This window comes from Pseudomonas paraeruginosa (assembly GCF_003025345.2).
Taxonomy (GTDB): Bacteria; Pseudomonadota; Gammaproteobacteria; order Pseudomonadales; family Pseudomonadaceae; genus Pseudomonas; species Pseudomonas paraeruginosa.
Genome location: NZ_CP020560.1, coordinates 4,041,888 through 4,067,869, shown reverse-complemented (window position 1 = coordinate 4,067,869; position 25,982 = coordinate 4,041,888). Strand labels below are relative to the sequence as shown.

The 25,982-nt window shown below is 66.9% G+C and carries 24 protein-coding genes and 1 pseudogene; 12 read left to right on the top strand and 13 right to left on the bottom strand.

Annotation, left to right across the window (positions count from 1 at the left end):
• Positions 1–27 precede the first annotated feature (27 nt).
• The 6 genes from B7D75_RS19235 to napE are packed head-to-tail and all read right to left on the bottom strand — an operon-like array spanning position 28 to position 4,611.
• Positions 28–624, bottom strand: coding sequence for a cytochrome c3 family protein (locus B7D75_RS19235; protein WP_003148839.1), 597 nt, complete (start codon positions 622–624; stop codon positions 28–30).
• 10 nt (positions 625–634) lie between these two features.
• Entirely contained in the window at positions 635–1,126 is a 492-nt protein-coding gene (locus tag B7D75_RS19230; RefSeq protein WP_012076671.1) for a nitrate reductase cytochrome c-type subunit, read from the bottom strand.
• Positions 1,127–1,136: 10 nt separating this feature from the next.
• A complete protein-coding gene (gene napA / locus B7D75_RS19225; RefSeq protein ID WP_107114332.1) occupies positions 1,137–3,641 on the bottom strand; it encodes a nitrate reductase catalytic subunit NapA in 2,505 nt (834 codons plus the stop codon).
• Positions 3,622–3,951: a chaperone NapD gene (locus tag B7D75_RS19220; protein WP_034079545.1), complete on the bottom strand. Its 330-nt coding sequence runs from the start codon at positions 3,949–3,951 to the stop codon at positions 3,622–3,624. Before B7D75_RS19220 ends, napA begins: the two co-directional genes overlap by 20 nt.
• On the bottom strand, positions 3,944–4,435 hold the full coding sequence (gene napF / locus B7D75_RS19215) for a ferredoxin-type protein NapF (RefSeq protein WP_052151048.1): 492 nt from the start codon (positions 4,433–4,435) through the stop codon (positions 3,944–3,946). Before napF ends, B7D75_RS19220 begins: the two co-directional genes overlap by 8 nt.
• Before the next feature lie 8 nt (positions 4,436–4,443).
• Complete coding sequence (gene napE / locus B7D75_RS19210) at positions 4,444–4,611, bottom strand: periplasmic nitrate reductase, NapE protein (protein WP_003082429.1); 168 nt, start codon at positions 4,609–4,611, stop codon at positions 4,444–4,446.
• 222 nt (positions 4,612–4,833) lie between these two features.
• Here napE and B7D75_RS19205 point away from each other — a divergent pair, with 222 nt between their 5' ends.
• From B7D75_RS19205 to B7D75_RS19190, 4 genes are all read left to right on the top strand, one after another.
• Positions 4,834–5,436: an outer membrane beta-barrel protein gene (locus tag B7D75_RS19205; protein WP_012076667.1), complete on the top strand. Its 603-nt coding sequence runs from the start codon at positions 4,834–4,836 to the stop codon at positions 5,434–5,436.
• Between the two features lie 79 nt (positions 5,437–5,515).
• Complete coding sequence (gene phoP / locus B7D75_RS19200) at positions 5,516–6,193, top strand: two-component system response regulator PhoP (protein ID WP_033998793.1); 678 nt, start codon at positions 5,516–5,518, stop codon at positions 6,191–6,193.
• Positions 6,190–7,536 carry a two-component system sensor histidine kinase PhoQ gene (phoQ, locus tag B7D75_RS19195; RefSeq protein WP_034079546.1) on the top strand — a complete coding sequence of 449 codons (1,347 nt, stop codon included), beginning with the start codon at positions 6,190–6,192 and terminating at the stop codon, positions 7,534–7,536. Before phoP ends, phoQ begins: the two co-directional genes overlap by 4 nt.
• A gap of 101 nt (positions 7,537–7,637) precedes the next feature.
• On the top strand, positions 7,638–10,997 hold the full coding sequence (locus B7D75_RS19190) for a diguanylate cyclase (RefSeq protein ID WP_033998794.1): 3,360 nt from the start codon (positions 7,638–7,640) through the stop codon (positions 10,995–10,997).
• 3 nt (positions 10,998–11,000) lie between these two features.
• Here the strand turns inward: B7D75_RS19190 and B7D75_RS19185 are convergent.
• A pseudogene (locus tag B7D75_RS19185) lies at positions 11,001–12,001 on the bottom strand (AraC family transcriptional regulator).
• A gap of 335 nt (positions 12,002–12,336) precedes the next feature.
• Here B7D75_RS19185 and dctA point away from each other — a divergent pair.
• Positions 12,337–13,647, top strand: a complete 1,311-nt coding sequence (gene dctA, locus B7D75_RS19175) for a C4-dicarboxylate transporter DctC (RefSeq protein WP_012076662.1) — start codon at positions 12,337–12,339, stop codon at positions 13,645–13,647.
• 74 nt (positions 13,648–13,721) lie between these two features.
• Here dctA and B7D75_RS19170 read toward each other — a convergent pair whose 3' ends face one another.
• Positions 13,722–14,612: a LysR substrate-binding domain-containing protein gene (locus B7D75_RS19170; protein ID WP_033998798.1), complete on the bottom strand. Its 891-nt coding sequence runs from the start codon at positions 14,610–14,612 to the stop codon at positions 13,722–13,724.
• Between the two features lie 202 nt (positions 14,613–14,814).
• Between B7D75_RS19170 and B7D75_RS19165 the strand changes: the two genes are divergently transcribed.
• From B7D75_RS19165 to B7D75_RS19150, 4 genes are all read left to right on the top strand, one after another.
• Positions 14,815–15,444, top strand: coding sequence for a glutathione S-transferase family protein (locus tag B7D75_RS19165; protein ID WP_012076660.1), 630 nt, complete (start codon positions 14,815–14,817; stop codon positions 15,442–15,444).
• Positions 15,441–16,460: an LLM class oxidoreductase gene (locus B7D75_RS19160; protein WP_043101904.1), complete on the top strand. Its 1,020-nt coding sequence runs from the start codon at positions 15,441–15,443 to the stop codon at positions 16,458–16,460. The genes B7D75_RS19165 and B7D75_RS19160 overlap by 4 nt, the downstream gene beginning before the upstream one ends.
• Positions 16,461–16,562: 102 nt before the next feature.
• Positions 16,563–17,702 carry an acyl-CoA dehydrogenase family protein gene (locus B7D75_RS19155; RefSeq protein WP_034079551.1) on the top strand — a complete coding sequence of 380 codons (1,140 nt, stop codon included), beginning with the start codon at positions 16,563–16,565 and terminating at the stop codon, positions 17,700–17,702.
• A 98-nt stretch (positions 17,703–17,800) separates the two neighbouring features.
• The gene (locus B7D75_RS19150; RefSeq protein ID WP_003156925.1) at positions 17,801–18,982 is read left to right on the top strand and encodes a CaiB/BaiF CoA transferase family protein; all 1,182 of its coding nucleotides are present in this window, start codon (positions 17,801–17,803) and stop codon (positions 18,980–18,982) included.
• Between the two features lies 1 nt (position 18,983).
• Here the strand turns inward: B7D75_RS19150 and B7D75_RS19145 are convergent, their stop codons facing one another.
• The 3 genes from B7D75_RS19145 to B7D75_RS19135 form a co-directional block, all read right to left on the bottom strand.
• The gene (locus B7D75_RS19145) at positions 18,984–19,481 is read right to left on the bottom strand and encodes a SprT family zinc-dependent metalloprotease (protein ID WP_003156924.1); all 498 of its coding nucleotides are present in this window, start codon (positions 19,479–19,481) and stop codon (positions 18,984–18,986) included.
• Between the two features lie 161 nt (positions 19,482–19,642).
• Positions 19,643–20,242: a Yip1 family protein gene (locus B7D75_RS19140; RefSeq protein WP_012076657.1), complete on the bottom strand. Its 600-nt coding sequence runs from the start codon at positions 20,240–20,242 to the stop codon at positions 19,643–19,645.
• A 159-nt stretch (positions 20,243–20,401) separates the two neighbouring features.
• A complete protein-coding gene (locus B7D75_RS19135; protein WP_034079557.1) occupies positions 20,402–20,995 on the bottom strand; it encodes a DNA-J related domain-containing protein in 594 nt (197 codons plus the stop codon).
• Between the two features lie 144 nt (positions 20,996–21,139).
• On the opposite strand from B7D75_RS19135, the gene catA reads away from it, so the two are divergent.
• The 3 genes from catA to B7D75_RS19120 all read left to right on the top strand — a co-directional run bounded on the left by catA (position 21,140) and on the right by B7D75_RS19120 (position 23,604).
• Positions 21,140–21,778 (top strand): type A chloramphenicol O-acetyltransferase, encoded by a 639-nt coding sequence (gene catA / locus B7D75_RS19130; RefSeq protein ID WP_034079559.1) that lies wholly within the window; start codon positions 21,140–21,142, stop codon positions 21,776–21,778.
• 283 nt (positions 21,779–22,061) lie between these two features.
• Entirely contained in the window at positions 22,062–22,886 is an 825-nt protein-coding gene (gene ttcA, locus B7D75_RS19125) for a tRNA 2-thiocytidine(32) synthetase TtcA (RefSeq protein ID WP_003082462.1), read from the top strand.
• Between the two features lie 46 nt (positions 22,887–22,932).
• A complete protein-coding gene (locus B7D75_RS19120) occupies positions 22,933–23,604 on the top strand; it encodes a DNA-3-methyladenine glycosylase I (RefSeq protein WP_107114331.1) in 672 nt (223 codons plus the stop codon).
• A gap of 1 nt (position 23,605) precedes the next feature.
• On the opposite strand, the gene B7D75_RS19115 is transcribed toward B7D75_RS19120, so the two are convergent.
• Positions 23,606–25,024 (bottom strand): basic amino acid/polyamine antiporter, encoded by a 1,419-nt coding sequence (locus B7D75_RS19115; protein ID WP_003156919.1) that lies wholly within the window; start codon positions 25,022–25,024, stop codon positions 23,606–23,608.
• 99 nt (positions 25,025–25,123) lie between these two features.
• A complete protein-coding gene (gene ddaH, locus B7D75_RS19110) occupies positions 25,124–25,888 on the bottom strand; it encodes a dimethylargininase (protein WP_058129187.1) in 765 nt (254 codons plus the stop codon).
• Positions 25,889–25,982 lie beyond the last annotated feature (94 nt).

Sequence of the window (25,982 nt, the reverse complement as noted above, 5' to 3'; positions counted from 1 at the left end):
GCCGCGCCGCCCGGTTCGCGGGCGGCGCTACCAGCCTTTCACTCCGGTCATGTCCGGCAGGTGGTGGGCGATCCCCTTGTGGCAGTCGATGCAGGTGGCCTCGCCGCTGGCCAGCGCGGTGGAGTGCATCTGTCGCGCGCGCACGCTCTGCCGGGTGAAGTCCATGAACTCGAAGTTGTGGCAGTTGCGGCATTCCAGCGAGTCGTTGGCCTTGAGCCGCGCCCATTCGTGCTCGGCCAGCTCGCGGCGGTGATCGAGGAACTTCTCGCGGGTATTGATGGTGCCGAAGATCTTGCCCCAGACCTCCTTGGAGGCCTGCATCTTGCGCGCGATCTTGTCGGTCCACTTGTGCGGCACGTGGCAGTCGGGACAGGTGGCACGGACCCCGGAGCGGTTGCTGTAGTGAATGGTGTCCTTGAGCTCGGCGAACACGTTGTCGCGCATCTCGTGGCAGGAAATGCAGAAGGTCTCGGTATTGGTGGCTTCCAGCGCGGTATTGAAGCCGCCCCAGAAGATGATCCCGGCGATGAAGCCGCCAAGGGTCAGGAAGCCCAGGCTGAAATGCACGCTGGGACGACGCAGGACCCGCCAGTAACCGGCCAGCCAGGCGATGAGTGCTTTCATGCGGCCTCCCTCAGGGCTTGCGCGCCGCATTGGCGGCTTCTTTCTCGAGGATCTGGTCGATGTTCTCGAAGCGGTTGTCGACCAGCGGCTTCACGTCCTGTTGCGGCACATGGCACTGCACGCAGAAATAGCGGCGCGGCGAGACGGCGGCCAGCGGCTGGCCGTCGCGGTCCATGTAGTGGGTGATGCTGATCATCACCGCCTGGGTCCGCGCGCTGTTGGCGCGGCTGTGGCAGGACAGGCACTTGTTGCTGTCCTTGTCGATGCGATAGCCGACGATGCTGTGGGGAATGGTCGGCGGTTGTTCGGGGTAGTTGCGCTCGCGTTTCAGGTCCTTGTTTTCCTCGGCCGCCAGCGGCGGCGCCGGACGGCTCTCGGCCAGCGTGCCGCCGGGGCGGCGGCCGTCGGGGGCGGGCGCGTCCAGCGGGTAGCCGGGGTCGGCGGCGAAGGCCGTGGGAGCACCGAGCAGGACGAGGAGCAGGGCAGTCAGCAGAGGTTTCATGGCGCGCTCCTCAGGCCAGGTTGAGCAGTTCGATGCGAACGGCGCACTTCTTGTAGTCGGTCTGCTTGGAGATCGGGTCGGTGGCGTCCAGGGTGACCTTGTTGATCAGCTTGTTGGCGTCGAAGAACGGTACGAACACCAGGCCCTGGGGCGGCTTGTTGCGCCCTCGGGTCTCGACCCGCGCGCGGATCTCGCCGCGCCGGCTGACTACCCTGACCTCGCTGCCGCGGCGCAGCTTGAGCTGGCGCGCGTCGTCGGGGTGCATGTAGACCACCGCGTCGGGCACCGCCTTGTACAGCTCCGGAACCCGCGCGGTCATGCTGCCGGTATGCCAGTGCTCGAGCACCCGGCCGGTGGCGAGCCAGAACGGGTAATCCCGGTCCGGTGCCTCGGCCGGCGGCTCGTAGGGCAGGGCGAAGACGATCGCCTTCTTGTCCGGATAGCCGTAGAACTGCACGCCGCTGCCCTTGCTCACATAGGGGTCGTAGCCCTCGCGGTAGCGCCAGCGGGTTTCCTTGCCGTCCACCACCGGCCAGCGCAGGCCGCGCGCCTCGTGGTAGGCGTCGAACGGGGCGAGGTCGTGGCCGTGGCCGCGACCGAAGGCGGCGTATTCCTCGAACAGGCCCTTCTGGATATAGAAGCCGAACGCGTCGACCTCGTCGTTGGCGTAGCCCTTGGCCAGGTCGCTGGCCGGGAAGCGGTCGATCTGGCCGTTGCGGAACAGCACCTCGTAGAGGGTCTTGCCCTTCAGCTCGGGGGCCTTCGCCAGCAGTTCGGCGGGCCAGACCTCGTCGGTGGTGAAGCGCTTGGAGAATTCCACCAGTTGCCAGAGGTCGGACTTCGCCTCCCCTGGCGCCTTCACCAACTGGTGCCAGAACTGCGTGCGGCGCTCGGCATTGCCGAAGGCGCCTTCCTTCTCCACCCACATGGCGCTGGGCAGGATCAGGTCGGCGGCCTGGGCCGAGACGGTGGGATAGACGTCGGAGACGATCACGAAGTTGTCCGGGTTGCGCCAGCCGGGCAGCACCTCCTGCATCACGTTGGGACCGGCCTGCATGTTGTTGCTGACCTGGGTCCAGTAGACGTTGAGCACGCCGTCCTTGAGCATCCGGCTCTGCTGCACGGCGTGGAAGCCGACTTTTTCCTGGATGGTACCGGCCGGCACCTTCCAGATCTTCTCCGCGGTTTCCCGGTGCTTCGGGTTGGTCACCACCAGGTCGGCCGGCAGCCGGTGGGAGAAGGTGCCGACCTCGCGCGCGGTGCCGCAGGCCGAGGGTTGGCCGGTGAGCGAGAAGGGACTGTTGCCCGGTTCGCTGATCTTCCCGGTGAGCAGGTGGATGTTGTAGATCAGGTTGTTCGCCCAGACCCCGCGGGTGTGCTGGTTGAAGCCCATGGTCCAGAACGACACCACCTTGCGCCTGGGGTCGGCGTAGAGTTCGGCGAGAGCCTTCAGGCGCTCGGCCGGCACGCCGCTTTCGCGGGCGGCGCGCTCCAGGGTGTAGGGCTTGACGAACTCGGCGAAGGCGTTGAAGTCGATGTCGCTCCAGGTGTTGGCCTTGTCGGCGTTCTTCGCCTTCTTCTCCAGCGGGTCGTCCGGGCGCAGGCCGTAGCCGATGTCCTCGGCGCCGTGGGCGAAGCGCACGTGACGCTCGACGAAGTCGCGGTTCACCGCGCCGCTTTCGATGATGTGGTTGGCGATGTAGTTGAGGATGATCAGGTCGGTCTGCGGCTTGAACACCATGGGGATGTCGGCCAGCTCGAAGCTGCGGTGCTCGAAGGTGGAGAGCACCGCGACCTTGACCTGCGGTGCGCTGAGCCGGCGGTCGGTGACCCGCGACCAGAGTACCGGGTGCATCTCGGCCATGTTCGAGCCCCAGAGGACGAAGCTGTCGGTGGCCTCGATGTCGTCGTAGCAGCCCATCGGCTCGTCCATGCCGAAGCTGCGCATGAAGCCCATCACCGCCGAGGCCATGCAGTGGCGGGCGTTGGGGTCGATGTTGTTGCTGCGCAGGCCGGCCTTGAACAGCTTGTTCGCCGCATAGCCTTCCCAGACCGTCCACTGGCCGGAGCCGAACATGCCGACCGACTCCGGGCCCTTGGCTTCGAGCGCGGCCTTGAACTTCTCGGCCATGATGTCGAAGGCCTGCTCCCAGCTGATCGGCTGGAACTCGCCCTGCTTGTCGAACTTGCCGTCCTTCATGCGCAGCAGCGGGCGGGTCAGGCGGTCGCTGCCGTACATGATCTTCGACAGGAAGTAGCCCTTCACGCAGTTGATCCCGCGGTTGACCTCGGCCTTGATGTCGCCATGGGTGGCCACCACCTGGCCGTCGCGGGTGGCGACCATCACGCTGCAACCGGTGCCGCAGAAACGGCAGGGGGCCTTGTTCCAGACCAGGCTGGTGACGTCCGCCTCGGTCACCAGGTTGCTGGCGCGGACCAGGATCGGCAGGCCGGCCGCCGCCGCGGCGATGGCGGCGGCGTTGGCCTTGGCGAATTCACGACGGGTGAGGTTCATCGATTGTCTCCTCGGGCGAGCACGGTATCGCGCGGTCGGTCATGGCCGCCGCGTCGTCGCTATCGTCGTCGTGCAGGATCTCGTGGTAGACCAGCACGGCGTTGAGCACTCCTGGCAGGTTCTGCAACTGACCCAGGGTGTCGAGAATCTGTTCTTCGCGTTCTGCTTCCAGTACCAGGATCAGCTTGCCCTGCGGGCTTTCCTGGTAGATCTCCAGGCCGTCGAGGCGCGCCAGGTTGGCTTTCACCGCCGGCAGCCGATCGGGCCGGCAATGCAGGATGAGGCTGGCGATCTGCAGGGCTTCAGGCATGTCGTGGAGACTCCTCGGTGGACAGCGCGCGCAGCTGGATGGCCTGGCTCGGACAGGGCGCCAGGCAGGCGCCGCAGCCGTTGCAGCGCTGGCTGTCGAGCTCGGCCAGGGCGACGCCGCCGGGCGCCGGGCGGAAGCGGATCGCGGCGGGTTCGCAGGCGTCCTGGCAACTGCGGCAGTGGATCCCGGCCAGGGCCAGGCAGTCTTCGCCGATCGCGGCGACCCAGGGGAAGGCCCGGCCGCCGGTGCCGATCAGCCCGGCGCCGCAGGCCTGCGCGCATTCCCCGCAGAGGCTGCAGCCCGCGGCGGACAGGTCTAGCTCGGCGAGCCGTCCGGCGCCGATCCGCAGCACAGCTTCCGGGCAGGCCTCGACGCAGGCGGCGCAGCCCGTGCAGCGTGCGGCGAAGTCGGCGGCGGTCCATGGCGGGCGGCGCGTCGGCGGACGCCCGCCGAGGCGACCGAACAGCTCTCGGCGAGTGGGCATGTTCGACCTCAGGCCGGCGGCCCGGGCGGGCCGGCCAGCAGCTGGTACATCCAGACGCAGAAGCCGAAGCCGCCGACCAGTGCGACGGACAGCAGCGGGAACAGGCAGATCACGAGGAACAGGAAGAGCCTGGCTTCCATGCCCTTGACGCGTCCCTGGTCGGGTTGTTCGTTCATTCGCCCAGCCTCTGTGCAGACGACTGTAGAGAGCCTAGACCCTACTCGCAGTGCGGGCAAAAACCTCGTCGAGCGCGGCGCGCGGCGGCCTGGAAACAGAGCGTTCACCGGCAAACGCGAGCCGTTCAGCGCGGGTTCAGCAAGCGTTCAGGGGCGGTTCAGTACCCTGTCCGTACTCTGCAAGCCGTGATCTACACGACCCTCGCAGAACGGAGAAACACCATGAACGCACTCAAGACTCTCTTCATCGCTACCGCCCTGCTGGGCTCGGCCGCTGGCGCCCAGGCCGCCGATAACTTCGTCGGCCTGACCTGGGGCGAGACCAGCAACAACATCCAGAAGTCCAAGTCGCTGAACCGCAACCTGAACAGCCCGAACCTCGACAAGGTGATCGACAACACCGGCACCTGGGGCATCCGCGCCGGCCAGCAGTTCGAGCAGGGCCGCTACTACGCGACCTACGAGAACATCTCCGACACCAACAGCGGCAACAAGCTGCGCCAGCAGAACCTGCTCGGCAGCTACGACGCCTTCCTGCCGATCGGCGACAACAACACCAAGCTGTTCGGCGGCGCCACCCTCGGCCTGGTCAAGCTGGAGCAGGACGGCAAGGGCTTCAAGCGCGACAGCGACGTCGGCTACGCGGCGGGCCTGCAGGCCGGTATCCTGCAGGAGCTGAGCAAGAGCGCGTCGATCGAAGGCGGCTATCGTTACCTGCGCACCAACGCCAGCACCGAGATGACCCCGCATGGCGGCAACAAGCTGGGTTCCCTCGACCTGCACAGCAGCTCGCAGTTCTACCTGGGCGCCAACTACAAGTTCTAAGTGACCGCGCAGCGCCCGCGAGGGCATGCTTGGATGGCCGGGCCGCAAGGTCCGGCCGCATCTCATCCGGAGGAACCTCATGAAACTGCTGGTCGTGGAAGACGAGGCGCTGCTGCGCCACCACCTCTATACCCGCCTGGGTGAACAGGGGCATGTGGTGGACGCCGTCCCGGACGCCGAGGAAGCCCTCTACCGGGTCAGCGAGTACCACCACGACCTGGCGGTGGTCGACCTCGGCCTGCCGGGCATGAGCGGCCTCGACCTGATCCGCGAGCTGCGCTCGCAGGGCAAGGCCTTCCCGATCCTGATCCTCACCGCCCGCGGCAACTGGCAGGACAAGGTCGAGGGTCTGGCCGCCGGGGCCGACGACTACGTGGTCAAGCCGTTCCAGTTCGAGGAGCTGGAGGCGCGTCTGAACGCGCTGCTGCGACGCTCCTCGGGGTTCGTCCAGTCGACCATCGAGGCCGGCCCGCTGCTGCTCGACCTGAACCGCAAGCAGGCGCTGGTCGGGGAGCAACCGGTGGCGCTGACCGCCTACGAATACCGCATCCTCGAATACCTCATGCGTCATCACCAGCAGGTGGTGGCCAAGGAGCGCCTGATGGAGCAGCTCTATCCCGACGACGAGGAGCGCGACGCCAACGTCATCGAGGTGCTGGTCGGCCGCCTGCGGCGCAAGCTCGAGGCCTGCGGCGGCTTCAAGCCGATCGACACGGTGCGCGGCCAGGGCTACCTGTTCACCGAGCGCTGCCGGTGATCCGCTCCCTCCGTGTCCGCCTGATGCTCGGCGCCGCCACCCTGGCGGTGCTGTTCATGCTGGCGCTGCTGCCGGCCTTGCAGCGGGCCTTCGGCATCGCCCTGGAGAACACCATCGAGCAGCGCCTGGCCGCCGACGTGGCGACCCTGGTGTCGGCGGCGCGGGTCGAGCATGGCCGCCTGGTGATGCCCGAGCACTTGCCGGTGGAGGAATTCAACCTGCCGGAGGCCAAGGTCCTCGGCTACATCTACGACCAGAATGGCCATCTGCTCTGGAGTTCGACCTCGGCGGCCGACGAGTCGATCCACTACACGCCGCGCTACGACGGGCGCGGCAACGAATTCCACACCACCCGCGACGCGAAGGGCGAGGAGTTCTTCGTGTTCGACGTCGAGATCGACCTGCTGCGCGGCAAGCAGGCTGCCTACAGCATCGTCACCATGCAGTCGGTCAGCGAGTTCGAGAGTCTGCTCAAGGGCTTCCGCGAACAGCTCTACCTGTGGCTCGGTGGTGCCCTGCTGGTACTGCTCGGCCTGCTCTGGCTGGGCCTGACCTGGGGCTTCCGGGCGATGCGCGGGCTGAGCTCCGAGCTGGACCAGATCGAATCCGGCGAGCGCCAGAGCCTCAGCGAGGAGCACCCCCGCGAGCTGCTGCGCCTGACCCATTCGCTGAACCGGCTGCTGCGCAGCGAGCACAAGCAGCGCGAGCGCTACCGGCACTCCCTAGGCGACCTGGCGCACAGCCTGAAGACACCGCTGGCGGTGCTGCAGGGAGTCGGCGACCAGCTCGCCGAACAGCCCGGCAACCGCGAGCAGGTGCGGGTGCTGCAGGGCCAGATCGAGCGCATGAGCCAGCAGATCGGCTATCAGTTGCAGCGCGCCAGTCTGCGCAAGAGCGGCCTGGTACGCCATCGCGAACAACTGGCGCCGCTGGTGGCGACGCTGTGCGACGCGCTGGACAAGGTCTACCGCGACAAGCGCGTCGACCTGCAACGCGACTTCTCGCCCACCTTCAGCGTGCCGGTGGAGCGCGGCGCCCTGCTGGAGCTGCTCGGCAACCTGCTGGAGAACGCCTATCGCCTGTGCCTGGGCAAGGTCCGCGTGGGCGCGCGGCTGGGGCCGGGCTACTCGGAGCTGTGGGTGGAGGATGACGGTCCCGGAGTCCCCGCCGAGCAGCGCGCGCGGATCATCCAGCGCGGCGAGCGCGCCGACACCCAGCATCCGGGGCAGGGCATCGGCCTGGCGGTGGCCCTGGACATCATCGAAAGCTACGACGGCGAACTGAGCCTGGACGATTCCGGACTGGGCGGCGCCTGCTTCCGCATCCGTTTCGCTACAGTCTGAGACCTGGCTGCCGTTACCTACGTCTGAGGTTTTTCCGCGCTACGCTGAAGTCTGTTCGGCGGGCGCAGCTCCTTTGATGCAGGTACCGGGGATTCGAGCGGATGTTCAGTGGCAAAATCGGGGATAACGGACTCTGGCCGGGTATGCGGACCGGCGCGCTATTCTTTCTCGCCGCCCTGGCCTGCATCTACCTGTCGCGCCAGCCCGCCACCATCGCGGCGATCTGGCTGCCCAACGCGATCCTCGCCGCGGCCCTGCTGCGCGCGCCGTTGCGCCAATGGCCGATGATCCTGTTCTGCACCGCCCTGGCCAACCTCGCGGCGAACCGCCTGTATGGCGACAGCCTGTGGATGAGCGCGGCCTTCCTTCCGGCCAACCTGAGCGAGGCGACCTTCGCCGCGATGCTGTTGCGGATGAACCGGGTGCGCGAGGACTTCGATTTCAACCTGCTTTCGGCGGTGCGCGTGCTCTGGGCCGGCGCGCTGGTACCGCCGTTGCTCGGCGCCTCGGTGGGGGCGGCGCTGGTCAGCCTGTTCGGCCTGGGAAGCTTCCCGCAGATGTGGGCGCGCTGGTATGTCGGCGATGCGATGGGCATGCTCGCGCTGCTCCCGCTGTGCCTGGCCAGCAGCCTGGCGACATGGCGCCACGGGCTCTCCGGGCGCGCCGGGGTGGACAACGCGATGCTCTTGCTGGCGACCCTGTTCATCAGCTTCGTGGCCCTGACCCGGCTGCCGTACTCCTTCATCTATGTGCTGCTGCCGCTGCTGGTGGCGGCGGCCAGCACCAGCGTGTTCGGCACCGCGCTGATCGGTTGCCTTAACACCTGCTTCATCGCCGTACTGATCGCCATGGGTGTGTTCGCTCCCGAATCGTCCCAGCAGCGCTTCGGCGAACCGCTGCTGTACCTGCCGATGGCCCTGACCCTGATCCCGGCATTCCTGGTCTCGGTGATCATGGAGCGCAGCCGGCGCGAGCAGCATCAGGTGGCCATCGGCGAGGCGCAGTTCCGCGGGGCCATGGAGTTCTCGGCGATCGGCACGGCCCTGGTGGCGCTGGACGGCCGGCTGTTCAAGGTCAACGAGGCGCTGTGCCGGATGCTCGGCTATCCCGCCGAGCGCCTGGGCGAGCTGACGTTCCAGGCGATCACCTATGCCGCCGACCTGGAGCTGGACCTCGACCTGGTCCGCGACCTGCTGGCCGGCCGGATCAATTCCTACCAGATGGAAAAGCGCTACCTGCGCCAGGACGGCGAGACCTTCTGGGCGCGCATCAGCGTGTCGCTGGTGCGCGACGAGGAAGGCATCGCCCAGTACTTCGTGACCCAGGTCGAGGACATCGACAGCCGCAAGCGCGCCGAGCTGGAGCGCGAGCGCCTGGCCGAGCGGGTCAAGCTGGCCACCGATGCCGGCCAGATCGGCATCTGGGAATGGGACCTGCGGCACAACCACCTGCACTGGGACTTCCGCATGTTCGATCTCTACGGCATCCGCAGCGGGCCGGGCGAGACCACGGTGGAGCAATGGCAGGCGGCCCTCCATCCGGACGACCACGAGCGTGTGCTGCACGAGCTGGATCGCGCCCTCAGCGGGCTGCAGAAGTTCGACTGCGAGTTCCGTATCGTCCGTCCGGACCGGCAGGTCCGCCACCTGCGGGCGATCGCCACGCTGACCCGCGACGAGGACAACCGGCCGGTGCGGATGATCGGCATCAACAGCGACATCACCGAGATCCGCACCCTGGCGGAAACCCTGTACGAGGAAAAGGAACGCCTGCAGGTCACCCTCTATTCGATCGGCGACGCCGTGCTGACCACCGATGCCGGCGGCCGGGTGACCTTCATGAACCCGGTGGCCGAGGCGATGACCGGCTGGACCCTGCAGGATGCACTCGGCGCGCCGCACGAACTGGTCTTCAACGTGCTCGACAGCGACACCGGCGATACCCTCGACAGCCCGGTGCGACGTTGCCTGCAGAACACCCGGGTGTTCTACCTGGAAGATGGCGCCACGCTGATCAGCCGCAAGGGCGAGCAGCACGACATCCAGAATTGCGCGGCGCCGGTGCGCACCCGTGACGGCGAGATCATCGGCACCGTGCTGGTGTTCCAGAACGTCACCAAGGCCCGGGCGATGCAGCGCGAGCTGAGCTATCACGCTTCCCACGATGCCCTCACCGGGCTGTTCAACCGCACCAAGTTCGAGGAGGAACTGCGGCGCGCGCTGGCCAATGCGCAGGAGCGGGCGAGCCAGCATGCGCTGTGCTTCATCGACCTGGACCGCTTCAAGGTGGTCAACGACTCCGCCGGACACGCCGCCGGCGACATGCTGCTGCGCGAGCTGAGCCGGATCCTCGCCGACCGTACCCGGGCCTCCGACACCCTGGCGCGCCTGGGCGGCGACGAGTTCGGCCTGCTGCTGTTCGACTGCGACCTGGCGGTGGCCGAGGAAGTGGCGAGCAAGCTGATCGAGCAGATCTGCTCGGTGCGCTTCCCCTGGGAGGGGCGGGTCTACGACGTGGGCGCGAGCATCGGCATCACCGCGCTCACCGCCACCTCGCGCAGCACCAGCGAACTGATGAGCCAGGCCGACGTGGCCTGCTACGCGGCCAAGCACGCCGGGCGCAACCGGGTCTCGGTGTACCAGTTCGGCCACGAGGAAGTGGAGCGCCAGCACCGCGACATCCTGCTCGCCAGCGGCCTGCGCGAAGCCCTGGAGAACGACCGTTTCCAGCTGCAGGCGCAGGAAATCGTGCCGGTCGTCGCGCGCCGCGATGGCGGCCGGCATTATGAACTGCTGCTGCGGCTGTACGATCCGGATGGCCAGATGACCCCGCCGGGCGCCTTCATTCCCGCCGCAGAACGCTTCAACCTGATGGCCAGCATCGACCGCTGGGTGATCAATGAGGCGCTGATCAACTTCGGGCCGCGGATCGCCGCCATCGATGGCTTGACCATCGGCATCAACCTGTCCGGCAATTCGCTCAACGACCCGCTGTTCCTGCCCTACCTGCTGGACCGCATCGAACACTCGCCGCTGGGGCCGGAGCGGCTGTACTTCGAACTGACCGAGACGGCGCTGATGAACCAGCTGTCGGTGGCCTCGCGAATCGTCGACAAGCTGCGCGACCTCGGTTGCAAGGTGGCGCTGGACGACTTCGGCTCCGGCCTGAGTTCGTTCAATTACCTGAAGAACTTCGCCGTCGATGCGATCAAGATCGATGGCAGCTTCGTCCGTAACCTGGACAAGAGCCCGGTGGACCAGGCCATCGTCGACTCCATCAACCAGATCGCCCAGCGCCTGGGCGCGGTGACCGTGGCGGAGTTCGTCGAGAGCCGGGAGATTCTCGACCACCTGGCGCGCCTCGGCGTGGACTACGCCCAGGGCTACGCGGTGGGACGGCCGCAGCCCTTCGCCACGGTGCTCGACCAGCTGCGCGGCGCCCGCCGCCAGGGGCTGGGCTGAGGTTCAGGCCTCGGCCTGGAGACGGTACGCGCCGGGGGTGAGGCCGGTCCACTTCTTGAACGCCCGGTGGAAGGCCGAGGGCTCGGAAAAGCCGAGCTGTTCGGCGATATCCTGGATCGACAGCTCGTCGCGACCCAGGTGGTAGATCGCCAGGTCGCGGCGCAGGTGATCCTTGAGTTGCTGGAAGCTGCCGCCTTCCTCGCGCAGGTGGCGGCGCAGGGTCTGCGAGCTCATGTGCAACTGGCGGGCGACCTGGTCGAGATCCGGCCAGCGCCGGCAGTCGCGGCCGAGCAGGCGGCGGATCTGGCTGGTCAGGCTGTCGCCGCCGTCCGGACGGGCCAGCAGGTCGGCGGGCGAGTGCTGGAGGAACTGCTTGAGGGTACGTTCGTCCTGCAGCAGCGGCATGCCCAGGTAGCGGGCGGAGAACAGCAGGCTGGTGCAGCCGGCGGAAAACCGCCGGGGCAGGGGAACAGCAGGTCGTACTCGGCCTGGTGCTCCGGCGCCGGGTAGCTGAAGGTGGCCTCCTCCAGGCGGATGCGCTGGCCGATCAGCCAGCTGGCGAGGCGGTGCCAGATCACCAGCAGGCTTTCGGCGAGGAAGTGGTCCGGGTCCGCCAGGTGGCTTTCCTCGAGGCTCAGGCGCACCTGCTCGCCGTCGCGCCGCAGGTGGACCAGCGGCGCCTGGGGAAACAGCCCGTAGAACAGCTCGCCGCGCTGCAGGGCCTTTTCCAGGGTCCGGCAGTGGATCAGGGTGTGGCACATCATGGCGAAGGTGCCGCGCTTGCTGCGTACCTCGCCGAAGCCCATGTACTCGTCGTCCAGCGCTTCCCAGAGCAACTGCATCAGGCGGGTGAACTGCTCCGGCGCGATACGCGCCCGCGGTTCGTCCAGCAGCGCCGGCTGGATGCCGGCCCGGCGCAGCAGGGCGGGGCCGTCCAGGCCCTGGCGCGTGGCCCCGCGCAGGGCGGCACGGACGAAGTGGCTGGCGATGGTGCGCTCACGCATGGCGGCGTCCTTGTTGTTGGAACGGCGATGGTAGGGCGCGGCCCGGACGAGGACAAGGGAGTGGCGGAGTCCCGCCAGGCGTGGACGGCGCAACCGGTCCGGCGGGCGGTAATCCGCCACGCTTAGTGCGCTATGCATTTTTCATTTTTATAATAACTTATTGATTTATAACAATTTTATTTTCGGATTAAGGTTTCTGGCACAGCCTCTGCAATGCCTGGGCAAGGTTCCGCCGCGGCGGATCACGACAAAAAATCTCCCCGGCAAGGGGGGTAACGCTACCGGTGGGCGCGATCCAGGGAACTGGCGAGGCGCTCCCCGCGAGGACTCTGCCCATGACCAAACAACCCTTCTACAAGAGCCTGTACGTGCAGGTTCTGGTCGCCATCGCCATCGGTATCGCGCTAGGCCACTGGTATCCCGAGACCGCGGTGGCGATGAAGCCGTTCGGCGACGGTTTCGTCAAACTGATCAAGATGGCCATCGCGCCGATCATCTTCTGCACCGTGGTCACCGGCATCGCCGGCATGCAGAGCATGAAGTCGGTCGGCAAGACCGGCGGCATGGCCCTGCTGTACTTCGAGATCGTCTCCACCGTGGCCCTGATCATCGGTCTGGTGGTGGTCAACCTGGTCCAGCCGGGCGCCGGCATGCACGTCGATCCGAACACTCTCGACACCAGCAAGATCGCCGCCTACGCCGCCGCTGGCGAGAAGCAGAGCACCGTCGATTTCCTGATGAACGTCATCCCCGGCACCGTGGTCGGCGCGTTCGCCAACGGCGACATCCTCCAGGTCCTGTTCTTCTCCGTGCTCTTCGGCTATGCCCTGCATCGCCTGGGTAGCTACGGCAAGCCGGTGTTCGAGTTCATCGAGCGCGTCTCCCACGTGATGTTCAACATCATCAACGTGATCATGAAGGTCGCCCCGATCGGCGCGTTCGGCGCCATGGCCTTCACCATCGGCGCCTATGGCGTGGGCTCGCTGGTGCAGCTCGGCCAACTGATGCTGTGCTTCTACATCACCTGCCTGCTGTTCGTGCTCATCGTCCTCGGTGGCATCGCCCGCGCCCATGGCTTCAGCATCCTGCGCTTCATCAGGTACATCCGCGAGGAGCTGCTGATCGTGCTCGGCACCTCGTCCTCCGAGTCGGCCCTGCCGCGGATGATCGACAAGATGGAGAAGCTCGGCTGCAACAAGTCGGTGGTCGGCCTGGTGATTCCCACCGGCTACTCCTTCAACCTCGACGGCACTTCGATCTACCTGACCATGGCCGCGGTGTTCATCGCCCAGGCCACCGACACGCCGATGGACATCACCCACCAGATCACCCTGCTGCTGGTGCTGCTGATCGCTTCCAAGGGTGCCGCCGGCGTCACCGGCAGCGGCTTCATCGTGCTCGCCGCGACCCTCTCCGCCGTCGGCCACCTGCCGGTCGCCGGCCTGGCGCTGATCCTCGGCATCGACCGCTTCATGTCCGAGGCCCGCGCGCTGACCAACCTGGTCGGCAACGGCGTGGCCACGGTAGTGGTTTCCAAGTGGTGCAAGCAGCTCGACGAAGGCACCTTGCAGCGCGAACTGGCCGGCGAGGGCAACGCCTCGTCGCCCGCCAGCGATATTCCGGTGGGCGGCCGCGAAGCGGTCTAAGCTCAACCCTGTTCGGCAGGGGGAAGTGAAGAGCTCCCTGCCGCCCTTCGAACCCGCCCTCGTGGCGGGTTTTTTTATGCCTCGGTGGCGGCCTGCTCGCGTAGCCAGGCGAGGAACTGGGAAAGAGGCGCCCGTTGCGCCGCCCCGGGCAGGCTCACCGCATAGTAGGCGAAGCGGCTCGGCCAGGGGCTGTCGAGGGCGAGCGCCAGGCGGCCGCTGGCGATCTCCGCGCGGGCGTGGATGTCGCGCACCAGGGCGATGCCCTGGCCGGCCTCGGCGGCGCGCAGCAGGAGGAGGTCGTCGGCGAAGGCCGGGCCCCTGTCCATCCGGGGGTCGTCCGCCACCCCCATCGCCTGCAGCCACAGGCGCCAGTCGCGGCGCTCCGCTTCCTGCAGCAGCGGGTAGGCCAGGCAATCGGCCGCTTCGCAGAGCGCCGGGCCTTCCGCCAGCAGGCGCGGGCTGGCCACCGGGATCAGTGGCGGCGCCATCAGCGCCTGCACGTCGAGCCCGGGGTAGTCGCCGAGGCCGTGGCGAATGGCGACGTCGATGCGCTCCCGACGCAGGTCGGCGAGCTGCGCCGAGGCCTCGACACGGACTTCCACCTGGGGATGGCGAGCACTGAACTGGCCGAGGCGCGGCACCAGCCAGGCGGCGGCGAAGGACGGCTCGGTGCTCACCGTAAGGGTCTGCCGGGCATTGATGGCTTCCAGCTGGGCGAGGCTTGCGGCGATCTGCTCGAAGGCCTGGCGGAGTCCGGGATAGACCTGCTCGCCCGCCGCGGTCAGGCGCATGCCGTGGCTGGAGCGCTGGAACAGGGCGACGCCGGTGCGCTCCTGCAACAGCCGTAGCTGTTGGCTCACCGCACCGGGGGTGACGCCCATGGAGACGGCTGCGCGGGTCAGGCTGCCGTGGCGGGCTGTTTCGACGAAGGCGCGTAGCGCGAGGAGCGGAAGGACGGCACCCATGGTTTCAGTTTTTCTATAAAGAGATTGGAGAAAGGATCGTTTCTCTCCCGTCGGGCCTGGGAGCAGCATGTCGGTGCGAGACGGGAAGCATTTTAGCCTAGCTGCTTTCTTCGGCTCGCGGGAAGCGGCAGGCCCGCTTCCCGGTCGTCGCCGGTCCCGACGGTACGGCGCCGTACAATCCACCGCCGCAAGGATATTCGCGATGCCTTCCCTCCAGCTGTACAGCGACAGTTCACCCAACGGCTTCAAGATCACCATCGCTCTCGAGGAACTGGGGCTGCCCTATGCGCTGCACCACGTCCGCATCGACCACGGCGAGCAGCGCCGCCCGGCGTTCCTGCGGCTGAATCCGCATGGCCGGATCCCGGTGCTGGTCGACCGCGCCGCCGGCATAACCCTGTTCGAATCGGCGGCGATCCTCCAGTACCTGGCGGAAAAGACCGGCCAACTGCTGCCCGAGTCGCCCCGCGAGCGTTGGGAGGCCCTGACCTGGCTGACCTTCCATGCATCGAGCATGGGGCCGATCCTCGGCCAGCGGGTGCACTTCGAGATATTCGCCGAAGAGCGCCACGCGCCTGCCATCGAACGCTACCGGCGGCTCTCCGAGGAAATCTTCGCCACCCTCGACCGGCGCCTGGCCGAACGGCCCTGGCTGGCCGGCGAGCAGTATTCCATCGCCGACATCGCCACCTTCGGCTGGACCCACACGGCGCGCATCGTCGACTTCGACTTCAGTCATCATCGCCATCTGGACGACTGGCATCGACGCATGGCCCAGCGGCCGGCGGTGCGGCGCGGGATCGTCCTGCCGGAACCGGCGGTGGGTCCATGAGCGCCCTGTTGCAAGGCGCCTCGGCGGCGGCCTTCGCCGGGCACCCGGGCTATCGGCGGATGTTCGCCGAGGACGCGCTGACCCTGGGCCTGTTCCTGCCGCTGCGTTTCTACCAGGGCGACATGGCGGTGCTGCTGGGCCAGGCGCGGCTGGTCGAGGAGATCGACCGGCTGGGGTTCGCCGCCGTCTGGGTGCGCGATGTGCCGTTGTTCGACCCGCGCTTCGGCGACGCCGGGCAGGTGTTCGATCCGTTCACCTACCTCGGCTACCTGGCCGCGCGCACCCACCGTATCGCCCTGGCCACCGGCAGCGCGGTGCTCTCGCTGCGCCAGCCGGTGGATCTGGCCAAGGCTGCGGCGAGCGTCGACCGGTTGTCCGGCGGACGCCTGGTCCTCGGCCTCGCCTCCGGCGACCGGCCGCTGGAGTTTCCCGCCTACGGCCTGGAGCATGCGCAACGCGGCGAGCGTTTCGCCCAGGGCCTGGACTACCTGCGTCAGTTGCTCCACGGCAGCCGGCATTTCGCCTCGTCGCTGGCCACGCTGGACGACGCCGAGCTGTTGCCGCGTCCGGCGGCCGGCGCCATTCCGCTGATCGTCACCGGTAGCGCGCGGCAGACGGCGGACTGGCTGGCGCGCCAGGCCGATGGCTGGCTGACCTATCCGGAGTCGACTGTCGATGCGTCCGGGCCACGTCGCCTGGCCGGGAAGATCCGCGCCTGGAGGATGTCCATCGCCGATGGCGGGTTCCGCCCGCACATGACCAACGAATGGCTCGACCTGGTGGACGACCCGGCGTATCCGCGCACGCCCCTGCACGGCGGCTACGTCCTGCGCACCGGGCGCCACGGCCTGATCGAGCTGCTCGGCGAGTGGCGCGCGGCGGGCGTCAACCATGCCGCCCTGGGTATCCAGTTCTCCGCCAGGCCGGCGGCGGAAGTCATCCAGGAACTGGCCGAGGAGGTGCTGCCGCTGTTTCCCTCGCACCAGGGGGTGGAGCCGGCGAGCATGGACTGGTAGCTGTCCGATTCGGTCAAGCGAGCCTGAGCGCTCGCGTCATTGAGGGCGCCGGCCGGCGCCGCCTACCCTGCGGGACCACTGACCGCCAGGGAGTCCCAGAACATGCAACGGCAGATCTTCGAGACCGAACACAACCTGTTCCGCGATGCCTTCCGCGCCTTCCTCGTCAAGGAGGTGGTGCCGCACCAGGAAGAATGGGAAGAGGCCGGTGTGGTCGATCGTGGCGTGTGGGCCAAGGCGGGGGAGATGGGCTTCCTGCTGCCCTGGGCGGACGAGGAATACGGCGGCGCCGGGCTCAAGGATTTCCGCTACGAGCAGATCATGTGCGAGGAGCTGGCGCGGATCAACGAACCGGGCTTCATGATCCCGCTGCACTCGGCGCTGTGCGGACCCTACATCGCCGAGTACGGCAACGCCGAGCAGAAGGCCCGCCTGTTGCCGGGGATCATCCGTGGCGAGACCATCCTCGCCGTGGCCATGACCGAACCCGCCGCCGGATCCGACCTGGCCGGCATGCGCAGCACCGCGGTGGACAAGGGCGACCATTGGTTGCTCAACGGCTCCAAGGTGTTCATCTCCAACGGCCTGCTGGCCGATGTGGTGATCGTCGCGGCGAAGACCGACCCGGCGAACCGGCACGCCATGGGCCTGTTCCTGGTGGAACGCGGCATGGAGGGCTTCGAGCGCGGGCGCAACCTGAAGAAGCTCGGCATGAAGAGCCAGGACACCGCCGAGCTGTTCTTCAACAACGTGCGGGTGCCTAAGGAAAACCTGCTGGGCGACCCCAAGGGCGGCTTCTTCTACCTGATGAACATGCTCGCCCAGGAGCGCCTGACCAACGCCTGCGGCGCGGTGGCCGGGGCCGAGGCGGCGCTGCAGGCGACCATCGACTACGTGAAGGAGCGCCAGGCCTTCGGCCGGCCGGTGGCGCACTTCCAGAACACCCGCTTCAAGCTCGCCGAGATGCGTACCCAGATCGACGTGGCGCAGGTCTTCACCGACCGCTGCGTGATGGACCACAACCAGAAGAAGCTGACCCCGGAAGTCGCCGCCGAAGCCAAGCTGTTCACCACCGAGTTGCTGGGCAGGGTGGTCGACGAAGGCGTGCAGCTGCATGGCGGCTGGGGCTACATGTGGGAGTACCCGATCTGCAGGATGTACGCGAATGCCCGTATCCAGCGGATCTTCGCCGGCACCTCGGAGATCATGAAGGAGATCATCAGCCGCGGCATGAAGCTCTGAGCCCGGCCGACGCCACGGCCATGTCGTGTCGCGCGTCGCGCGGCTAGGCTGGTCGGCACCATGTCTCGACGATCCCCCGGCGAATACCAGGAGTGACCATGAAAGGCCCGTTGTCTTCGTTGAAAGTGCTGGATTTCTCCACCCTGCTGCCAGGGCCGTTCGCCTCGCTGCTGCTGGCGGACATGGGCGCCGACGTGCTGCGCGTGGAGTCCCCGGGACGCATGGACCTGGTGCGGGTGCTGCCGCCGCACGTCGACGGCACCTCGGCCAGCCATGCCTACCTGAACCGCAACAAGCGCTCCATCGGCCTCGACCTGAAGCGGCCCGGCGCGCGCGAGGTGGTGCTGGAACTGGTGCGCGAGTACGACATCGTCCTCGAACAGTTTCGTCCCGGAGTGATGGACAGGCTCGGCGTCGGCTACGAGGCGCTGAAGGCGGTCAATCCGGGCCTGATCTACGTGGCCATCACCGGTTACGGCCAGACCGGGCCCTACCGCGAGCGCGCCGGGCACGACATCAACTACCTGGCCCTGGCCGGGATCGCCAGCTACACCGGCCGCAGCGAACGCGGGCCGTTGCCGCTGGGGGTACAACTGGCGGATATCGCCGGCGGTTCGCTGCATGGCGTGATGGGCCTGCTGGCGGCGGTCATCCACCGACAGCAGACCGGCGAGGGGCAGTTCGTCGATGTCAGCATGACCGATTGCGCCTTCAGCCTGCACGGCATGGCCGGCGCCGGCTACCTCGCGGCCGGGGTCGAGCCGGAGATGGAGGCGCTGGCGCTGAACGGCGGCAGCTTCTACGACTACTACCGCACCCGCGATGGCCGCTGGTTCTCGGTGGGCAGCCTGGAGCCGCAGTTCATGCAGCAGTTCTGCGCTGCCCTCGGCCGTCCGGAGCTTGCCGCCCGCGGCCTGTCGCCGAAGCCGGAAGAACAGCGCGCGCTGAAGCGCGAGATCGAGATCGAATTCGAAAAGCGCGACTTCGCCGAGTGGCAGGAGGTGTTCGCCGCCCTGGATGCCTGCGTCGAGCCGATGTTGCCGCTCTCCGAAGCGGTCGCGCACCCGCAGTTGCAGGCACGCGGGCTGGTCGCCCAGGTGCCGAGGCCGGAAGGTGGCAGCCAGGCGCAGGTGGCCTGCCCGATCAAGTTCTCCGCCGGCCTGCCGGCGCCTCGCCACATCGGCGCGGCGCTGGGCGCCGATACCGTGGCGGTGCTCGAAGGGCTGGGCTATACCGCCGAGCGGATCGCCGAGCTGAAGGCCGCCAGGGCGATCGCCTGAGTCAGTCGCGGGTCACTTCGCCGCTGAATACCAGGGTTGCCTTGCAGCGCCGGCAGTAGTAGCGGCGCCCCTTGGCCACCAGGTTGTGGCGTTGCGCGGAGAACGGGAAGTCGTTGTGCTCCGGGCAGTGGCAGCGGTACAGGTAGCGAGTGGCGGTGCGGCGCTTGACCGCATAGGTGTGGCAGCGGTCCGGCGGCAGGCCGTAGATACCGCGCATGATCAGTTGCCATTCCTCGCCGTGGGGACGGATGCGCGGACCGAACAACTGGTGCGCGATCAGGTGCGCGACTTCGTGGGCCACGGTCTGTTCGAGGAAGTGTTCGCGGTTTTCGCGGTACAGCTGGGGGTTGAAGCGCAGCAGGTTCTCGTCGAGGTGGGCGACCCCGGCCTTCTGGCCGCGCAGGCGGAAGCTGACGGTCGGGCGAGGAAAGGTGCGCTGGAAGAAGTCTTCGGCCTGCCGATAGCAGGCCTCGACGCGGGCGTTGAGGTGTTCGGGCATTCGGGAAACTCCGGCAGCGGGCGATTATGCCGGAGAGAGGAGGGAGGGCGCAGTCGTCATGGCGACCGCTCGTCCGGGGTGCAGGATCAGGCAAGCGCGGCGGTGGGCAGGAAAAGGACCGGGCGGCGGTTGCCTGCGGCCCGGTCGCATGGCACGGCGGCTCAGCTGGTGTATTCGGGGCCGACCCCGCTGCCCCAGAGGATCACCGACAGGGCGATCATCGCCACCAGCACCACCAGGCCGACCGCCAGCACCGAGCTAGAGAACAGGAAGCCTTCGTCCTTGTGGATGTTCATGAAGGTGGGAATCCCCACGTAGAGCAGGTACACCGTGTAGCTGATCGCCGCCACCCCGACGATCATCCCCAGCCACAGGTGCGGGTACAGCGCCGCCAGCCCGGCGATGAACAGCGGCGTGGCGTTGTAGGCGGCGAACACGATGCACTGGGTGAGGCTCGGGTTGGCGTCGTAGGTGCGCGCCATCCAGTGGATGAAGGCGCCCATCACCGCGACCCCGGCGAGCATCGCCAGGTAGGTGAGCACGGTCATCTGCAGCGCGCTGGCCTGGGTCAGCTTGACCGGGTCGCCATTGCCGATCACCCAGCCGACCTGGGTGGTGCCGATATAGGCGGAGATCGCCGGTATGGCAGCCAGGACCAGGATGTGGGTCAGGTACATGTGGCTGATGCTTTCCTCTTCGCCACGGATTTCCTGCCATTCCTGATCGGGATGGGTGAAGAGCCCCCATACATGATGGATCATGCCCGTTTCCTCCTCGTTCTTATGCGGCCGCCCCCCAGCGAAGCGCCGGACGCGCATGGACAGCGCCAACCGGTGCTCGGCCGACCTATGCGACCTTATGTCGCAGTATAGGAACGGGCCGACCCCGCGTCGCTTGCGGGGTTAGAGCAAATCGAAGTTTCACGGCCGGCTGTAATAGCGTTGCAGTATTTCCATGGCCTTGTTGATCGATTGCAGGCGCGCGGTGCTGCCGCCGCGGTCGGGATGGTGCTGGCTGACCAGTTGCCGGTAGCGCAGCTTGATGGCGGGATAGTCGGCCGCACCGTCCAGTTCGAACAGGGCGAGGGCGGCGGCCTTTTCCTCGCCGCCCTGCATGCGCGTCCAAAAACTCTGCAGCAGCCGCTCGACGTCGGCCTCGCTGGTCTGGCCGAGGTGGCGCAGGTCGAGATAGTAGTCGCGCAACGGGTCGCCACGCTCCAGCGCCTGCTCGCCAGCGACGTAGGGCCGCAGGCGCAGGCTCAGCGGGCTGATCTCCAGGTGCGCCTCGCCCTCGGCCCGGAGGTGGTCGCGCAAGTGGTAGAGCGCGTTGAACAGCAGGAAATGGGTGCGGAACAGCACCAGCTTGTCGGCCAGCTCGCGGTGCGGGATATGCGTGGAATGGCGGGCTTTCAGCAACCGGATCAGCTGGTATTCGGAAAGTCCTTCGGGGTGCTCGCGCAGCAGGCAGAGGATCTGCCCGGCGAGGTCGAGGCGATGGTCGAGGTCGGCAGTCATGGGACAAGACTAGCATCGGGCGTCGGCAACGGGCGCCTGGCGTCGCGTCTGTAATGCGGGCCGTTCCGCTGCTCGGCATGATTCGCGAGGCCGATCGGAATGGCACAATGAACGGTCATGCCAGACAACCGGTGAAAGGTAATCATGAGTTATACAAGAGTGGATATTTCGTCCTGGAACAGGCGGGAGCATTTCGAAATATTCAGGGGCGACGGGCAGTGCACGTTCAGCCAGACGGTTCAACTCGATATCACGCGGCTGCTCGACTTCACCAGGTCCAGGGGCTACAGGTTCTATCCGGTGTTCATTCACTCGATTGCGAAAGTGGTGAACCGGTTCCCGGAATACCGGATGGCCATGAAAGGCGACGAGCTGATCGTCTGGGACTGCGTCCATCCCAACTACACGACCTTCCATCCCGATACCGAGACATTCTCGTCCTTCTGGAGCCACTACCACGATGATCTGGCGCGTTTCCTCGCCGAATATTCCATGGACAGGGAAAAATACCGGAACGACCATTCGTATTTCCCCAAGGGTTTCATCGAGAATGTCTTCTACGTCTCGGCTAATCCCTGGGTAAGCTTCACCAGCTTCGATTTCAACTTCGCCAGCGCGAACAACTTCTTTGCGCCGTTGTTCACCGTCGGAAAGTACTATTCCCAGGCCGGCAAGACACTCGTTCCCCTGGCGGTGCAGGTACACCACGCCGTTTGCGATGGGTTCCACGCCGCCCGCCTGATCACCGAGTTGCAGAAACTCTGCGACGAGGCAGGCGGCTAGCCGACATTCAGTGGCGGGCGGAGCCTCTCTGCCCGGAGCTGCGAGGCAACCCTGAAGGAACGCCATGGGCACCGCTTTGCGCAGGCGTTCTGCCCAACGAAGGCGCAATCAGGCGCTGATCGGGTGGCGGCGCCTGTTCTCCATCGCATGGGACCGGCGGATTGCCTATGGATGGAAGGATGTTGCCGGTTGCCTGTCGACGGGGTACGTGCGTATCCCGGCCGGGTATTTTGTGCGTAAAATAGCCAGCTTTTCTCCTCGTACACCCGGATTCCAGAGCACCATGGGCACCCTTTCGGTCAATCAGAACAAACTGCAGAAGCGCCTGCGCCGCCTGGCCGGCGAAGCCATCACCGATTTCAACATGATCGAGGATGGCGACAAGGTCATGGTCTGCCTGTCCGGCGGCAAGGACAGCTACACCATGCTCGACATCCTGCTCTACCTGCAGAAGGTCGCGCCGATCCGCTTCGAGATCGTCGCGGTGAACATGGACCAGAAGCAGCCCGGCTTCCCGGAGCACGTCCTGCCGGAATACCTGAAGTCGATCGGCGTCGAGTACCACATCGTCGAGAAGGACACCTACTCGGTGGTCAAGGAGAAGATCCCGGAAGGCAAGACCACCTGCTCGCTGTGCTCGCGCCTGCGCCGTGGCACGCTGTACACCTTCGCCGACGAGATCGGCGCGACCAAGATGGCCCTCGGTCACCACCGCGACGACATCCTCGAGACCTTCTTCCTCAACATGTTCTACGGCGGCACCCTGAAGGCCATGCCGCCGAAGCTGCTGGCCGACGACGGGCGCAACGTGGTGATCCGCCCGCTGGCCTACTGCAGCGAGAAGGACATCGAGGCCTATTCCCAGCTCAAGGAGTTCCCGATCATCCCCTGCAACCTCTGCGGTTCGCAGGAGAACCTGCAGCGCCAGGTGGTCAAGGAAATGCTGCTGGAGTGGGAGCGCAAGTCGCCGGGGCGTACCGAGATCATGTTCCGCGCCCTGCAGAACGTGGTGCCGTCGCAACTGGCCGACCGCAACCTGTTCGACTTCGCCAACCTGCGCATCGACGAGAACGCCACGCCGCGCTTCCTCGACGTGATGAACCTCTGAGCCGCGCCGCGGGTCAGTTCTTCTCTCCGGTCTGCAAGGATTCCCGATGCGCGACTACGCCTGGATGTACGAATACTGCCTGAACCGCTTCGGCTCCAGGGAGGCGCTGGAAGCGCGCCTGCCGCAGCCAAAGAGTGCCGCCGAGCTGCGCGCGGTGCGTGACGACCGCTACCTGTCGCTGATCAGCCTGCGGATCTTCCGCGCCGGCCTCAAGCACAGCCTGGTGGACGCCAAGTGGCCGGCCTTCGAGGAAGTGTTCTTCGGCTTCGATCCGCAGAAGGTTGTGCTGATGAGCGCCGAACATCTCGAGCGGCTGATGCAGGACGCCCGCCTGATCCGCCACCTGGGCAAGCTCAAGAGCGTGCCGCGCAATGCGCAGATGGTGCTCGACCTGGCCCGCGAACATGGCAGCTTCGGCAACCTGCTCGCCGACTGGCCGGAAACCGACATCGTCGGCCTGTGGAAGCTGCTGACCAAACGCGGCAACCAGCTCGGCGGTTTGTCGGCGCCGCGTTTCCTGCGAATGGCCGGCAAGGACACCTTCATTCCCACCGACGACATGGTCGCCGCGCTGAAGGCCCAGGAAATCATCGACAAGCCGCCCACCAGCCTCAAGGACCTTGCCGCCGTGCAGGCCGCCTTCAACCAGTGGCGCGAGGAGAGCGGGCGGCCGCTGTGCCAGCTGTCGGTGATGCTGGCGCATACCGTCAACCACTGAGCTAGAGGCTCAGCCGACCGCTGCCGATCATCCACAGCGCCGCCAGCGCGAGCACCAGCACCAGCGTCGCGACGGCGCCCTCGGCGGGATTGCCGAACGCCGGCAGGCCGCGCTGGCGACGGGCATGGAGGAAGAAGCCGAGGCCCGGCGCGTAGAGGATCATCGACAGCAGCAGGTATTTCAGGCCGGCGGCGTAGATCAGCCAGACCCCATAGAGCGTCCCCAGCGCCGCCAGCGCCAGCAGTGCCCCCGGGCGCGGCCGGCGCGTCACCAGCTTCAGGCAGAAGCCGGCGCAGAGCAGGTAGGGGATCAGCGCCATCGAAGTGGCCAGCTGGATCAGCGCGTTGTAGCCGGAGGCGTTGAGGAAGGCCACCAGCAGCAACGCCGAGATCAGCGTGTTGGTCAACCACAGCGCCGGCGCCGGGGTATCCACCGCGTTGGTGCGACCGAACAGCGCCGGGGCGGTGTGGTTGGCGCCGCGGCTGGCCAGGTAGAGCATTTCCACCGCCAGCATGGTCCAGGCCAGCAGCGCCCCGCCGACCGAGACGACCAGCCCGACGTTGATCAGCGTGGCACCCCAGGGGCCCACCGCGGCGGCCATCACCTGGGCCATGGACGGGTTCTTCATCTGCGCCAGTTCATGCTGCGGCACCACCCCCAGCGAGAGTACCGAGACGCAGACCAGCAACAGCAGGGTGACCACGAAACCGAGCAGGGTGGCGCGGCTGACGTCGGCCGCGCGCCGCGCGTGGCTGGCATAGACCGTGGCGCTCTCGATGCCGAGGAATACCCAGACGGTGTAGAGCATGGTGGTTTCCACCTGGCGGGTGACGCTGCCCAGCGCCGGGCTGCCCCAGAAGTCCAGGTGGAAGGTCTCGATGCGGAAGGCCAGGGCCACGCAGAGGATGAACAGGGCGATCGGCACCACCTTGGCGAGGGTCACGATGGCGTTGGTGATCGCCGCGTTGTGCACGCCGTGGAGGACGAAGGCGTGCATCAGCCACAGCACCGCCAGTTCGCCGAGCAGCGCCGGCCAGGTGGTGCCGTCGCCGAAGAAGGCCAGAGCGCCGAACGAGCCGAGGGCGCTGAACAGCACCACCAGGTAGCCGGCGTTGCCGACCCAGGCGGAAATCCAGTAGCCCCAGGCGGCGTTGAAACCCAGGTACTCGCCGAAACCCTCGCGGGCATAGCCGTAGACGCCGTCGTCGAGTTCGGGACGGGTGGTCGACAGCCACTGGAAGATCCGCGTCAGGGTCAGCATGCCGACGAAGGTGATCGCCCAGGCGATCAGGATCGCGCCGGCGCCGGCACCCTCGGCCATGTTCTGCGGCAGGCTGAAGATGCCGCTGCCGATGATCCCACCCACCACCAGCGCGGTCAGCGCCGGCAAGCCCAGTTTGCCCTTGTCCGAATCCGGCATGTGACACCTCCGAAACTGCATCCGGTAGGTCGCACCGCGCCAGGCCCTGGCGCGGGCGACAAGGGACGGCAAGCAGGTGCCCGCCGCCGTTGGGCGAGGTCAGAAGCGCAGCGACATGCAACTGACGCCGCCGTCGATCTTGCGGTACTCGGAGGTGTCGACCTCGATCACCCGGTAGCCGAGGCGGGCGATCTTCTCGTGGGTCCGGGGATAGCCGGCGGGCATGATCACCCGCTCGTTGACCCAGATGCAGTTGGCGGCGTAGGCCTCCTCTTCGGGGATCTCGATGATGTTGAAGCGCTGGAACTCCGGCTTGTCGACGAACTCGCCGGCGGCCAGCAGGTTGTCGTGCTCCAGGTAGGCGAGCCCGGTCTTCAGGTGCAGGACTTTCTCCAGGCGTACCACCGAGCCGCTGAGGCCGTGTTTCTCGAGGATCGCGATCATCTGCCGGGCGCCTTCGGCGTTGGTGCGCGCCGATTCGCCGATGTAGAAATGCTCGCCGACCATCATGATGTCGCCGGCCTCCACCGTGCCGGGCGCCTCGATGCGCTCGACCTTGCCCGGGTAGAAGCGCTGGATGGTCTCTTCGATGATCTCGGTCTCGCCGCGCCGTGACTCCGCGCCGGGGCGGGTGATGATGGCGCAGCGCGGGGTGCAGAGCACCGGATCCTCGACGAACACCGAGTCGGGGAAGCGTTCGTCCGGCGGCAGCAGGGTGATGTCCACGTCGCAGGTCTGCAAGGCACGGATGTAGGCGTTGTGCTGCTCCAGGGCCTTGGCGTGGTCCGGCTTGCCGAGGTGGCTGGAGGTCAGGCCGTCGACCAGGCTGCGGGCGGGGGTGCGGGCGATGATGTGCTTGAACATGATGGTTTTCCTCGTGTTGGGACGAGGTGATCGTTGCAAGCCGCGCGCCAGGGGCGGCGAGGGTTTCGTGCGGGAAAACCTTGATAAATCGGAA

What these genes read in the sequence shown, in the direction of transcription:
- B7D75_RS19235 (WP_003148839.1), bottom strand. Translation starts at nt 624, where the DNA reads ATGAAAGCACTCATCGCCTGGCTGGCCGGTTACTGGCGGGTCCTGCGT.
- B7D75_RS19230 (WP_012076671.1), bottom strand. Translation starts at nt 1,126, where the DNA reads ATGAAACCTCTGCTGACTGCCCTGCTCCTCGTCCTGCTCGGTGCTCCC.
- napA (WP_107114332.1), bottom strand. Translation starts at nt 3,641, where the DNA reads ATGAACCTCACCCGTCGTGAATTCGCCAAGGCCAACGCCGCCGCCATC.
- B7D75_RS19220 (WP_034079545.1), bottom strand. Translation starts at nt 3,951, where the DNA reads ATGCCTGAAGCCCTGCAGATCGCCAGCCTCATCCTGCATTGCCGGCCC.
- napF (WP_052151048.1), bottom strand. Translation starts at nt 4,435, where the DNA reads ATGCCCACTCGCCGAGAGCTGTTCGGTCGCCTCGGCGGGCGTCCGCCG.
- napE (WP_003082429.1), bottom strand. Translation starts at nt 4,611, where the DNA reads ATGAACGAACAACCCGACCAGGGACGCGTCAAGGGCATGGAAGCCAGG.
- B7D75_RS19205 (WP_012076667.1), top strand. Translation starts at nt 4,834, where the DNA reads ATGAACGCACTCAAGACTCTCTTCATCGCTACCGCCCTGCTGGGCTCG.
- phoP (WP_033998793.1), top strand. Translation starts at nt 5,516, where the DNA reads ATGAAACTGCTGGTCGTGGAAGACGAGGCGCTGCTGCGCCACCACCTC.
- B7D75_RS19190 (WP_033998794.1), top strand. Translation starts at nt 7,638, where the DNA reads ATGTTCAGTGGCAAAATCGGGGATAACGGACTCTGGCCGGGTATGCGG.
- dctA (WP_012076662.1), top strand. Translation starts at nt 12,337, where the DNA reads ATGACCAAACAACCCTTCTACAAGAGCCTGTACGTGCAGGTTCTGGTC.
- B7D75_RS19170 (WP_033998798.1), bottom strand. Translation starts at nt 14,612, where the DNA reads ATGGGTGCCGTCCTTCCGCTCCTCGCGCTACGCGCCTTCGTCGAAACA.
- B7D75_RS19165 (WP_012076660.1), top strand. Translation starts at nt 14,815, where the DNA reads ATGCCTTCCCTCCAGCTGTACAGCGACAGTTCACCCAACGGCTTCAAG.
- B7D75_RS19160 (WP_043101904.1), top strand. Translation starts at nt 15,441, where the DNA reads ATGAGCGCCCTGTTGCAAGGCGCCTCGGCGGCGGCCTTCGCCGGGCAC.
- B7D75_RS19155 (WP_034079551.1), top strand. Translation starts at nt 16,563, where the DNA reads ATGCAACGGCAGATCTTCGAGACCGAACACAACCTGTTCCGCGATGCC.
- B7D75_RS19150 (WP_003156925.1), top strand. Translation starts at nt 17,801, where the DNA reads ATGAAAGGCCCGTTGTCTTCGTTGAAAGTGCTGGATTTCTCCACCCTG.
- B7D75_RS19145 (WP_003156924.1), bottom strand. Translation starts at nt 19,481, where the DNA reads ATGCCCGAACACCTCAACGCCCGCGTCGAGGCCTGCTATCGGCAGGCC.
- B7D75_RS19140 (WP_012076657.1), bottom strand. Translation starts at nt 20,242, where the DNA reads ATGATCCATCATGTATGGGGGCTCTTCACCCATCCCGATCAGGAATGG.
- B7D75_RS19135 (WP_034079557.1), bottom strand. Translation starts at nt 20,995, where the DNA reads ATGACTGCCGACCTCGACCATCGCCTCGACCTCGCCGGGCAGATCCTC.
- catA (WP_034079559.1), top strand. Translation starts at nt 21,140, where the DNA reads ATGAGTTATACAAGAGTGGATATTTCGTCCTGGAACAGGCGGGAGCAT.
- ttcA (WP_003082462.1), top strand. Translation starts at nt 22,062, where the DNA reads ATGGGCACCCTTTCGGTCAATCAGAACAAACTGCAGAAGCGCCTGCGC.
- B7D75_RS19120 (WP_107114331.1), top strand. Translation starts at nt 22,933, where the DNA reads ATGCGCGACTACGCCTGGATGTACGAATACTGCCTGAACCGCTTCGGC.
- B7D75_RS19115 (WP_003156919.1), bottom strand. Translation starts at nt 25,024, where the DNA reads ATGCCGGATTCGGACAAGGGCAAACTGGGCTTGCCGGCGCTGACCGCG.
- ddaH (WP_058129187.1), bottom strand. Translation starts at nt 25,888, where the DNA reads ATGTTCAAGCACATCATCGCCCGCACCCCCGCCCGCAGCCTGGTCGAC.